Source organism: Chryseobacterium sp. 22532, from assembly GCF_052044665.1.
GTDB classification, from domain to species: domain Bacteria; phylum Bacteroidota; class Bacteroidia; order Flavobacteriales; family Weeksellaceae; genus Chryseobacterium; species Chryseobacterium lathyri.
Window position 1 is genome coordinate 1 of record NZ_JBQENJ010000006.1, and the last position, 11859, is coordinate 11859.

At 33.9% G+C, this 11859-nt stretch carries 13 protein-coding genes and 2 pseudogenes; 14 read left to right on the forward strand and 1 reads right to left on the reverse strand.

Translation table 11 applies throughout. The features are described 5' to 3' along the window. From ACTJIV_RS16095 to ACTJIV_RS16160, 14 genes and pseudogenes are all read left to right on the forward strand, one after another. The coding region (locus ACTJIV_RS16095) for a hypothetical protein (protein WP_440628657.1) at positions 1 to 679 on the forward strand (679 nt) is incomplete at its 5' end. A 3-nt stretch (positions 680 to 682) separates the two neighbouring features. Next, positions 683 to 1204: a hypothetical protein gene (locus ACTJIV_RS16100; RefSeq protein ID WP_440628659.1), complete on the forward strand. Its 522-nt coding sequence runs from the start codon at positions 683 to 685 to the stop codon at positions 1202 to 1204. A 143-nt stretch (positions 1205 to 1347) separates the two neighbouring features. Next, positions 1348 to 1624: pseudogene (locus ACTJIV_RS16105) on the forward strand (RHS repeat-associated core domain-containing protein); the annotation flags it as partial. 917 nt (positions 1625 to 2541) lie between these two features. Then, positions 2542 to 2895 (forward strand): enoyl-CoA hydratase, encoded by a 354-nt coding sequence (locus ACTJIV_RS16110; RefSeq protein WP_426046293.1) that lies wholly within the window; start codon positions 2542 to 2544, stop codon positions 2893 to 2895. 272 nt (positions 2896 to 3167) lie between these two features. Further along, the gene (locus ACTJIV_RS16115; protein ID WP_440628661.1) at positions 3168 to 4373 is read left to right on the forward strand and encodes an RHS repeat-associated core domain-containing protein; all 1206 of its coding nucleotides are present in this window, start codon (positions 3168 to 3170) and stop codon (positions 4371 to 4373) included. A gap of 4 nt (positions 4374 to 4377) precedes the next feature. Continuing rightward, positions 4378 to 4917, forward strand: coding sequence for a hypothetical protein (locus ACTJIV_RS16120; RefSeq protein ID WP_440628663.1), 540 nt, complete (start codon positions 4378 to 4380; stop codon positions 4915 to 4917). A gap of 268 nt (positions 4918 to 5185) precedes the next feature. Continuing rightward, positions 5186 to 5656, forward strand: a complete 471-nt coding sequence (locus ACTJIV_RS16125; RefSeq protein WP_202974466.1) for a CPCC family cysteine-rich protein — start codon at positions 5186 to 5188, stop codon at positions 5654 to 5656. 160 nt (positions 5657 to 5816) lie between these two features. Next, positions 5817 to 6075: pseudogene (locus tag ACTJIV_RS16130) on the forward strand (RHS repeat domain-containing protein); the annotation flags it as partial. A 942-nt stretch (positions 6076 to 7017) separates the two neighbouring features. Beyond that, the gene (locus tag ACTJIV_RS16135) at positions 7018 to 7317 is read left to right on the forward strand and encodes a hypothetical protein (RefSeq protein ID WP_440628665.1); all 300 of its coding nucleotides are present in this window, start codon (positions 7018 to 7020) and stop codon (positions 7315 to 7317) included. A gap of 92 nt (positions 7318 to 7409) precedes the next feature. Then, the gene (locus ACTJIV_RS16140; RefSeq protein ID WP_111956308.1) at positions 7410 to 7856 is read left to right on the forward strand and encodes a 6-pyruvoyl trahydropterin synthase family protein; all 447 of its coding nucleotides are present in this window, start codon (positions 7410 to 7412) and stop codon (positions 7854 to 7856) included. A 29-nt stretch (positions 7857 to 7885) separates the two neighbouring features. Then, positions 7886 to 8677 carry a UDP-2,3-diacylglucosamine diphosphatase gene (locus tag ACTJIV_RS16145; RefSeq protein WP_440628668.1) on the forward strand — a complete coding sequence of 264 codons (792 nt, stop codon included), beginning with the start codon at positions 7886 to 7888 and terminating at the stop codon, positions 8675 to 8677. Between the two features lie 178 nt (positions 8678 to 8855). Continuing rightward, the gene (locus ACTJIV_RS16150; protein WP_440628670.1) at positions 8856 to 9839 is read left to right on the forward strand and encodes a LuxE/PaaK family acyltransferase; all 984 of its coding nucleotides are present in this window, start codon (positions 8856 to 8858) and stop codon (positions 9837 to 9839) included. A gap of 32 nt (positions 9840 to 9871) precedes the next feature. Next, positions 9872 to 10372: a phosphate ABC transporter permease gene (locus ACTJIV_RS16155; protein WP_440628672.1), complete on the forward strand. Its 501-nt coding sequence runs from the start codon at positions 9872 to 9874 to the stop codon at positions 10370 to 10372. 20 nt (positions 10373 to 10392) lie between these two features. After that, entirely contained in the window at positions 10393 to 10935 is a 543-nt protein-coding gene (locus ACTJIV_RS16160; protein WP_111956314.1) for a hypothetical protein, read from the forward strand. Positions 10936 to 10989: 54 nt separating this feature from the next. Here ACTJIV_RS16160 and ACTJIV_RS16165 read toward each other — a convergent pair whose 3' ends face one another. Next, a complete protein-coding gene (locus ACTJIV_RS16165; RefSeq protein ID WP_440628674.1) occupies positions 10990 to 11721 on the reverse strand; it encodes a hypothetical protein in 732 nt (243 codons plus the stop codon). Positions 11722 to 11859 lie beyond the last annotated feature (138 nt).

Consider the following 11859-nt stretch of genomic DNA (forward strand, 5'->3'; position numbering starts at 1 on the left):
ATCACAAGGTATAGATGCTAAAATTTCGAAGAATGGCTATCTGTCATATTGGACAGGAGGGGCTGCAGGATATGGAAATACATTGCAGGAAGCAGTAGCACATATGATAAATCTCTCTAATTCTGATGGTCCGGAGATTAGGCAATCGTATCATAATTTTAATCCTTATATAGCTGATAATATACCAGAATGGTATGCCTTTGGAGGAAGAGCAAATTGGGGATTCGGAGCTGCTGCATTAGGATTAGAAAAACTCTCAGGACAGACAAGGGTTACATCTGTAGGACAATCTATTAAATTATACCGTCCCAATATTAATGGTAATGTTTTTATTAAAAATCAATATGTTAAAACAATAGGGTTGAGTAAAGTAGGAAATCTATTAGGTAAGGCTTCTTTTTGGGCAGGTGCTGCAATGGATGCCAAAGGTGCTTATAATTATTATTATAATCCAACTTCAAGTAATGTAGTACATCCAGCGAAGGCCGGATTAAATACAGCTGTAGGAGCGTACGCTACTTGGGTAAATCCGGCTGCTGGTATTATATATTTTGGTGTAGATGCATTTTATCCAGGAGGATGGGAAGGCTATGGAAATGACTATCAAAGTATACAATCTCAAAATGCAGCAATTATACCTGGATTTATAACAGCACCGTATGGTTCTCAAAAATTTTAAATTATGAAGAGTATTAAACAAGGTTATTATTATTTGTTTTATAGGCTATATAAAATGTCTGAAGCGGCCCCTTCAAAATGGTTAAGTGATTGGAAGGCAAGTATGGCTTTAGGGGTATTAGAAATATGGTTTGTAATATCAATATTGATTTATTATAAAGTTTTTAGTAATTCATCTGTAGATATTTTAGGAACTAATATATTTTGGTTTTTAATGGTGATAATTTTGATGATAATTGATTATTTCGTATTTCATCATAAAAATCAATGGAAAAATATTGTTGCAAACTTTGATCAATTATCATCTAAAAAAAATAGAATATATAGTATTATTGCTTGGGCTGTGATTTTACTTGTAGTTATTAATATGATTTTTTCATATTATTGTTTAGACTTAAAAGCCAAAAGAGACCAAATAGGCCCGTATGCGCCAGAAATTGTGGCAAAAAAAAGAAGAGAAGATTCTTTACAGAAAGCCCAGCAAATAGAAAATCTTCAAAAAATCTATGGTGAAGATAAAAAATAGGATTACAAATGTGAAATGTCCTAAGATACTTCTGGAGTTGTTATCTTATTTAGAAAAAAAAGTTTATGCTTCTTACACTCTAATTTGAGAGGTTTATAAATAATTAGGGTATTGAAATCAGTACCCTAATTTAAGTTATAGATGGCAGCGCAGAAGTTCTTGAAGAAAACAATTATTATGCATTCGGTTTAAAGCATGAAGGTTATAATATTTTAGCTGGAAATCCAGCTTACAGTTATGGATACAACGGTAAAGAACTACAGAAAGAAACCGGTTGGGGAGATTACGGAGCGAGAATGTATATGGCTGATATTGGCAGATGGGGCGTAACAGACCCTCTGGCTGAACAGATGAGAAGATATTCGCCTTATAATTTTGCCTTTAATAATCCTGTAAGCTTTATAGATCCGGATGGGATGGCTCCAAGACAATTTGCAATGGCTGGTGATGGATTCGGTAATGTAGATGTAAGTTCCGGCTGGACCAATCCAAACTGGCTGGGCTTAGGAGATAGAGGCGGAAGCTATGACCAATTAGCATCTGTTGGAGGAGGAGGAGGTCTTATTTATCAGACTGATGAGGGAACTGTGTATACAGGAAGTGCAGCTACAAACGCCTTTTCATCTTTAATGTCTGGTAATAATAATCCTCCAAGACCGAGTTTTTGGAACCGAGTTGGTAGTTTCTTTAAAGGTATCTTTGGAGGCAATGAAAAAGGTGCTGGTATTACAAGTATTGCAGCTGGGGCACAGGTCAGCAGACTTGGTAGAATTGTTCAGATTGGAGAGATTATTGAGGTAAATGCACAGGTATTTTATGGTGCTGCCGGTACTTTAGCAACCCGTAGTCTGTGGGGATTGCCATTAATGTTGAATGGGGATACTCAATTTGCTGCTAATTCAAAAGGAATTGATATACCAATAACAACAACGGATAATAATCCTGAAAGAACAATCACATTATTTAGAGGAGTTTCATCAAAAGCTAAAGGCTCTATGTATTTTGAAGCAATGCAAGGGATTGCAATACCTAATGGGTTTAGACAAATTGCAACAACATGGGGACCACATAGCGATATGGAACTACATGCTGGAGGAGATAATCTCAGTATTTGGACAAGTTGGAGTACTAGTGAAGAAGTTGCTAGAGACTTTGCTACAGGTAATGCATTTTACGAAAATGGAATTCCTGGAATTATTATGTCTAAAACATTTAGAGTAGGTGAAGCGGTGCCAAATCCCTTTACACATGCAGAAGCTGAATGGCTCGTACCCGGAGTTACATATGGGGCTAAAGTTAAATATGTTTTACCTAGATCAAAATAAAAAATATTTATTATGTTGACATCAGAAGATATCTTTCAATTAATTAAGAAAAAAAGAAATTTCCTAGGAAATATTCAGGAATATAAAATTAAAATCAGTGATAGCAATAATTTTGAAAGGGAGAATTTAATAGGAGTATATAAGATTAGACAGTATACTGCTACAAGGGAGAGGAATGATAAGTTATCACAAGAAATAGGCGCTTTAATATTAAATTTGGAAAATTATTCTAAAAATAAATTGAGATTTGTAAGCTTATTAGGCGAAAAATATTATGGAATGTTTTTTTTGAATGAGAATTGGGATGAAGTTATTGGGTATTTAGAACGGGAAATTAATGATGATGAATTTGATAAATTAATTTAGCATTGGAGTCGCTATCTGATAATGTTCCAGATGTATGGCAATGTTTCAAAAATGTTGGTTTTCTTTATTAATTGAACTTAACTAGAAATAATAAGTATTAATTTTATAGAATAGAGTGACCAAACGGTCACTCTATTTGTTTTTTAATAGAAAATTGGAATCCTTATGCAGGTAAAAGTGATCATGTTTCAGACAAGTTGGTAATAAAATTAGCAATAAATAATTTTTGAAATAATAAGTATATTTACAGCTATACAGACCATTTAGGAAGTGTGCATTTAAGCTACTCCAAGAACCTGAATGGCAGCGCAGAAGTTCTTGAAGAAAACAATTATTATGCATTTGGTTTAAAGCATAGTGCAGGAATGGTCCCGACGGCAAATGCGGCTTACAATTACCAATATAATGGTAAAGAGCTACAAAAGGAAACAGGCTGGGGAGATTACGGAGCGAGAATGTATATGGCTGATATTGGCAGATGGAGTGTAATAGATCCTCTTGCTGAACAGATGAGAAGATATTCGCCTTATAATTTTGCATTTAATAACCCTGTAAGCTTTATAGATCCGGATGGCATGGCTCCAAGACAATTTGCAATGGCTGGTGATGGATTCGGTAATGTGGATGTAAGTTCAGGCTGGACTAATCCAAACTGGTTGGGATTAGGAGATAGAGGTGGAAGCTATGATCAATTAGCATCTGTTGGTGGAGGAGGTCTTATTTATCAGACTGATGAGGGAACTGTGTATACAGGAAGTGCTGCTACAGATGCCTTTTCAGCTTTAATGTCTGGTAATACTGATCCCCCTAGACCGAGTTTTTGGAAACGTGCAGGGAACTTTATAAGGGAGCTTTTTGGAGGAGGTAAAAAAAGCTCAGGCAGATTAGAGGTTGGCCCTGCTGAAAGGATTGCTGATTATGATGCCGACGGAGTTAGATTATTTGGATTAATAACAGGTGCTAATTATAATCCAATGGAAGAATACAGAGCTAACCGTGATAATCCTTTTTATAATGAAGGAGAATCTAGCTTAGATAGGTCTTTTAGATTGATGAATAGCTCTCATATAGAAATAATGCAGGATTTTGGTGGCGGAGGATATAATATGTTTGGAGGATATGGAAGAATTGGAAATGTTGCAGGTGCTGTAGAAGAAGTTTCTATAATTTCAAAAATTTCTGCAGAAGCAGAAGCGAACGGTATTTTAAGTACTCAAAGAGGAATTAATCCAGCTAAAGTTGCCGAATATTTTGAACAAATGTCAAATGGCACCTACAAGCCCACCGGAGGAGCAGGATATATTTATGAAGGAAAATATATTTTAACAGATGGGAATCACAGAATGAATGCAGCTATTAAATATGGAATAGAAAGTGGCAATTTTAAATATATTGAGGAAATTATCAATAAAGGAAACTTTATAAGAAGAAATCCTTTAATAGATAATTATAAAGTTTATAAACTACCCGTAAAATAAAATAATGTATAAACAAATAATGATTTTTAATAAAAATATCGATTTAGAGATTGGAAGTGTATATGTAATGTTTAATAATTACTTATCACAAGATAACAAGTTAGATTCTTCAAAAAAAATCTTTTATATTAATTTACCTTTTCATAATTCTATTAAAATCTCAGAATATATAGATAATAAGGATTTATCTATTGAGAACTATGAAAAATTAATTAAAAAATACAATTTAGAATTTATAAAGCCTAAAGAAATTATTGATGTATTTAACCAGTTAGTTTATGCAATTATAAATGAGATTGAAAGCTATGATATTTTTATAGTTGGGACAATGGGAATAGATTTTGAAAGTATAAAGTTAATCCTTAAAGAGCTATTAAATATTGCTGAAACATATGAAAAAATATTCATTTTTATACAAAATGAATCAAAAAATCTTGATACTCTAGAAAAGGTCGATCTATTAAAATTAAATGATTTTGAAGCTTGGTATGTAAATAAACTAAGAGACAATGATGATGATACATTTGTATTTAAGCAAAGATAAATTCAGCGTTGGAGTTACTTCCTTATTATAGGATGAAATTTTATACTTTTTATATCCTCTAATTTGAGAGGATTTTATAAATAATTAGGGTATTGATTTCAATGCCCTAATTTTTAATTAAAATAAGTCACTTTAAATACTTAAGTGGCAACGCAGAAGTTTTTGAAGAGAACAATTATTATGCATTCGGATAAAGTATGAATATATAATGACTTATCAGGAAATCCAGCTTATCAATTATGCCGCAACAACTTTAATAAAATAAATTATGATAGAATTAGATTTAAATTCAGCTATAAATATATTATCATTAGATGACTATTCAAAGATGACAATTGAAGAACGTGAAAAAATGACTGATGAGGAAGGGTTTGATAAAGAAGAATTATTTGAATATATAAAAGATAGATATATTGGAATAAAATTATCATATATAGAGGAAAAAATCAAAAAATTGTATCAATTATCAATTAATGTTAATGGTACTCCAAAAGAATTATTTACATGCCCTTGTTGTAATTACAAAACAATTCTTGAAAAAGGAAATTATCAAATTTGTAGAGTATGCTTTTGGGAAGATGATGGAGGCAAGGATGAATCTAAGTATAGTCATGTAAATCATATGACATTAAAAGAAGCAAAAGATAATTTTAAAACAAAAGGAGCTATTTTAGAAAAGTTTTTAAAATTCGTAGATAGTGAAGGTAGATTGAAATATTATAAGAATGATTTTTTATGATAATTAATGAATGGTAAAATAATAAATGACTGAAGTTGCTATCTTTTTTAGGACGAAAAGTTTATCCTTCTTATATTCTCTAATTTGAGAGGTTTATAAACAGTTAGGTATTGATTTCAATGCCCTAATTTTAATTTAAAATAGATTTTGCTAAGACAGTGCAGAAGCTCTTGAAGAAAACAATTATTATGCGTTTGGATTAAAACACGACGGTTATAATGCCTTATTAGGAAATCCAGCTTATCAATACCAGTACAATGGCAAAGAGCTGCAGAAAGAAACCGGCTGGAGTGATTACGGAGCCAGAATGTACATGGCAGATATTGGCAATAGATCCTCTTGCTGAACAGATGAGAAGATATTCGCCTTATAATTTTGCATTTAATAACCCTGTAAGCTTTATAGATCCGGATGGGATGGCTCCAAGACAATTTGCAATGGCAGGCGATGGATTCGGTAATGTGGATGTAAGTTCTGGCTGGACCAATCCAAACTGGCTGTGGGATTAGGAGATAGAGGTGGTAGCTATGACCAATTAGCATCTGTTGGAGGAAGTCTAGGAGGAAAAGTATTTTGGTCTGATTATACATTATTAAAAAAAATATTTTAAAATGAAAAAGAAAGACATATTATATTATATCTTTTTTTAGCTCTAGCAACCGCAGGACTTGTATTATATATATTTACTTATTCACCAAATGATGGTTATAAGTTTGTTGTTGCAGATATTAAAGTTGCAATAGAAGGGAAAATAAAAAAGAAAGTTGCTGTTAGAGAAGGGCTTATAACACATGCAAAAATATCAAGACATAATAAATCTGATACTTTAATTTTTTTAGGAGAAAGTGTTGATAGCGTAGATTTGGGTGATATTATTCTAAAAGAAAAAAATTCTCCTTTTTTTTATGTTAAAAGACAAGGAAGTAAAAGAAAAAAACTTAAATATGTTTCAATAGCTAAAAGTATATTAAATGATGAATATTTTCCTAAGGAATGGAAAGATAGTTGTAAAACGAATTGGAAAAATGTAATTATAGATAATTAAAGTAACATTCCAATTTGTAGTTACTATCTTATTTAAACAAAAAGTTTATGCTTCTTATACTCTCTAATTTGAGAGAACTTTATAAACAATTAGGGGTATTGAAATCAGTACCCTAATATTTTATAAAGATCCATTAGCGGAGCAGATGAGAAGGCATTCCCCGTATAATTATGCTTTCAATAATCTGGTTAATTTTGTAGACCCAGCCGAAAGAGTACCTATAACCCAACGTAATGATGAAGTTGATAAAAATGAAATCATACAATTCTGAATCAAGCATTTGGAACACATAATAATAACTTTTCATAAAATACAAATGGAAAATAATATAGAAATTGAAAAAGAAGATCTAAAAAAAATTCTTTTTATTTTAGTTGATAAACTAGAAAGCTCTAATAGTAATAAGTTTTCATTAGAAAAAGATTTATATTGGAATATTCCTGATGAAGATTTGTATAATGTATACCAAAAGCCAGAAGATTTTACTATTGGGAGTATAAAGGAAGACTGGGAATTTCTTCAAAAAGTTTTAAGAAAAGAAAGGGAAGCTATAGGATACGATTTTAATAAAATATCTAATATTTTAAAATTAATAGGACAATCATCCATTATTTAAATCAAGTAAACATTAAATTAATTTACACTTTCCATTAAATTCTGTTTTCTCCGCACGCAACTTATCATTATGTTTTGTCATATCTTTGCACTATGATACGTATTACAAAAATTTTCACATTCGAGACAGCCCATGTGCTGTATAACTATGATGGGAAATGTAAAAATATGCATGGACATTCCTATAAGCTCTTTGTAACGGTAAAAGGAAGACCGGTTAATGATTTGGAAAATCCCAAAAACGGGATGGTGGTGGATTTTGGAGATATTAAAAGTATCGTAAAATCTGAGATTGTGGATCTTTGGGATCATGCAGTTCTTGTTAACGCATTGTCTCCCCATAAAGAACTGGGTGAAGACCTTGAAAATAAAGGTCACAAGGTGATCTACTGCAGCTTTCAGCCTACCTGTGAGAATATGCTGTATGCCATTGCTGCCAAAATAAAATCCAGGCTTCCGGCTGAGGTTTCTCTGGCCTATCTTAAACTTCACGAAACAGAAAACTCCTATGGAGAATGGTTTGCAGAAGACAATAAGTAAACAGTATTGACCAATAAAAATTCAGACTGGTGTTAAAAACGATTATTAATTTAGAACCTGGAAAAAAAGTATATTTCGCTTCAGATCAGCATTTTGGTGCTCCTACACCGAAGGAAAGCAAAGTGCGTGAAGAGAAATTTATCCGCTGGATGGATGAGATTAAGGAAGATGCCCAGGTTTTGTTTCTAATGGGTGATCTCTTTGATTTCTGGCACGAGTGGAAACATGTTATTCCAAAAGGATATGTACGTGTTCTCGGAAAAATTGCCGAACTGAAAGACCGGGGAATTCATATCTATTTCTTTGTAGGAAACCACGATCTGTGGATGAAAGACTATCTTGAAGAAGAAATAGGATGCACTGTTTTTTATAAGAAGCAGTATTTTGAAATGGGTGGAAAACAGTTTCTGCTGGCTCATGGAGACGGTCTCGGACCTGGTGATAAAGGGTATAAGAGAATGAAAAAGCTGTTCACAAACCCGGTGGCACAATGGTTTTTCAAATGGCTTCATCCCGATATTGCCATGAAAGTGGCACTGTATCTTTCCCAGAAAAATAAAATGATCTCCGGAGAAGAGGATAAAGCGTTTTTAGGAGAAGATAAAGAGTTTCTCGTCATCTATTCAAAAGAGAAGCTGAAGACTCAGGAAATTGACTATTTTATTTATGGCCACCGTCACCTTCCGATGGTGCTGGATCTTGAGCCCAAAGCAAAATATATTAATCTGGGTGATTGGATTTCCTACTTTACCTATGGAGTCTTTGAGAAAGAATTTGAACTTAAAACTTTTGCGGGCGGAACAAAAAAAAATTACCCCTGAGAGAGGTAATCTCCGAATGAACCAAGGTCCATTCTTGTTTTTAATCCATATTCCGAGTTTATAATTGCAAGAAGTTTACCAAAGTGTAAATATCCGGTTAAAAAAATATTAAAAAACATACTTTTTACATAATTGGCTCATTATGAGCTGGTAATAAGCTTAAAATAGTCTTCATAAATTGGAAAATATATTCAGCATACAGACAGAACAGAATTTCCTGGATGCATCATTGACAGCTTTTCGTTATCAGTATGAAAATGTTGAGATATATAGAAAGTTCGTGGATTTTCTGAAAATAAATCCGGATGAGGTTCACAGTCTGGAAAAAATTCCTTTCCTGCCGATAGAAATGTTTAAAAACCATCAGATTTTAGACAAAAACACATCGGCTGACCTTTTTTTTCAGAGTTCAGGGACTACACAGATGAATCTTTCAAAACATTTTATTGCAGATCCGGCGGTCTATGAAGAAAGCATCTATAAAAGCTTTGAACAGTTTATAGGAAAGCCGGAAGATTTTATTTTTCTGGGCCTGCTTCCAAGCTATCTGGAAAAGCAGAACTCCTCTTTGATCTATATGGTGGATTATCTCATGAAAAAATCCGCAAAACCCGAAAACGGATATTTTCTTTACAACCATTCCGAATTGTTTCAGCTTTTAAACACTTTGAAAGATAAAAAGGTCATTCTTTTCGGAGTATCTTTCGCCTTGCTAGACTTCCTGGATTCTGTTGAATCTCAGAATCTTTCAGTTTCCGGATCTCAAAACCTGACGATTATTGAAACCGGAGGTATGAAGGGAAGAAAAGAAGAAATGACCAAAGACGAGCTGTTGAGAATTCTGCAGGATGGTTTTAAAACAGAAAAGATTTACTCAGAATATTCAATGACGGAACTGCTTTCGCAAGCCTATTCTCTTGGAAATAATGAATATGAATGTCCTAATTGGATGAAAATATTGGTCCGGAATGCAGAAGACCCCTTTTCTTACGAAAAAGAGGGAAGAACCGGAGCCATAAACATTATAGATCTTGCCAATATCCACTCATGCTGTTTTATAGCAACGCAAGACTTAGGGAAAACCCTTCCGGAAGATAAATTTCAGGTGCTCGGAAGAATAGATCACTCCGATATCCGTGGATGCAGCTTATTGGTCTCTTGATATCAAAAATAAAAAAATAAAGACTTCTTACTATGGACTGGAAGAAAAGCTTCTTTTTACTGCTCATAAGTTTATCCGGCCTTTTGTCAGCACAAAAAAAGTCCGAAAAGGATATCTGGTCCGGAACTTACCTGGTAAATGAAATCAATAATGGAGTTTCCAGAGTTACGGATACTTTAGTGATTGCGAGAATTAAAGATGCTGATCCGAATGAAATCCCTGCTAAAGAAAAATCCGACTTAGTTCGATGGTTTATGACCTCAAAAAGAGATGGAGGCAAAGATGAGATTACGGTTAAGCGATTCCTGTTTGATGCGAAAAATGATCGGGATGCCTATAAAGAATTCGGCTGGACAGATCTGCACAAATCCGGGAAAATGAACTGCATAGATGGTGGACATTTTTTTATTTGTCAGACACAGCCCGGTACTTCCGTTACATTTGGAAAGGATGAAAAGTACTTTACCAAAACAGGTGTCTTTGGAATATGGCTGCACTATGGGATAGTAGAGCTTGAAAAAAGTAAAACTTAATCAAAAAACTTTAATTGTAAATGCTGAAAATAGAAGAGCTTGTTCACGCATATATCCATTCTCATTGCGATTTCGAAAAAGAAATTGTGCTGACGAATTATTTCCAGGCCGACTGGGAAGCGGATATGCTGTTCATAGATTCTGAAGGGTTTAGCCATGAAATTGAAATTAAGCTTTCAAAAAGTGATTTTAAAAACGATTTCAAAAAATCGTACCTCAATAAAGATACCGGCGAAAAATTCCTGAAACATGATAAAATCTCATGTGGTGACTATATCTGCAATGCCTTCAGCTTTCTGCTTCCCATGGGGATGATAGAGCATAATTTAATTCCGGAGCACTGCGGGATTATTGAATTTTACCACAATGCAGATACCTGGGAAACGGAATTCTACCTCATACGCAAACCTAAAAGAGTCCATGAAGATCCTTATTGGAAACTGACTGACAAAGATCTTTTTATCCGGAAAATGGCCCTGAATTTACTGCAGCGTAAAATGGAAATCAAGGGCAGACAGGAAGAGCTTATTTTCAGAAATCCTTTTGATATCAGGAAAAAATAAATATAAAAACTCCTGCATTTTTACAGAAGTTGAATATAAAGATATTAAACACGGTTATTTGTTTTTCACCATTTTTAAAGTGCCGTTTGCGCCGGTGCTGGAACTCCATTTAACAAGATAAGTACCTCCCGGATGATTCTGGAGATCAATCGGCAGTTTATTTTGTCCGGCTCCTATATCCGTAGTATATGCTCTCACTGTTTTACCGTTAAGGTCAATAACACGTATTGAAACAGTTTCTCTGCCTGCGGCTGTATAGTAAAGCTCGCTTATTCCCATGTTTTGATTGGATATTATAGCTGTTTTAGGCTGTGATGCTGTCTGTTTTGATACCGTGCCACCACCGGGAACGCATATATAACATTCAAACCTGGTAACACCTATGAGATATTGATTGGGGCCTGTGCAGGTAATGTCTACGCCATACCCAAACTGCCCCGGATAATAAATCATGGTAGGATCTGAAGGAATTGTAGTGTGGTCTCCAATTGCAGTTGGAAGCGGGTAATATCCGCTATATAATGTAGAGGGATTGCTAAAGCTTACTTTGCCGTATCTGATTGGGGGAGTTCCTCCGGGAAGTGTGAAAGTTACAGGAAAGTTATAAGTTCTGAATGTACTGATATCTGGAGGGAAAGGTGTAGCGACCCGTTCATTGGACCCGATTTTAATGTCAAATTTAACATCCGTATGGGCATGACCAGGGGTATTTTCGGCAAAAATATCATTTCTGGTAACAGTAATGTTATAGGTAGGTGCGGGAGCTGTATTTTTTTGTGCGTCCAATTGGTTTTGGCAAATTGATACAAAGAATAGTAAAAAGAGAATTTTTTTCATTTTAGTTAAATTTTTAGATTATTATTTTATTTATTTCGATTAATCTTAACTAAAATTGAAGCTTATTATCCGACTGCCAAAAGAGTA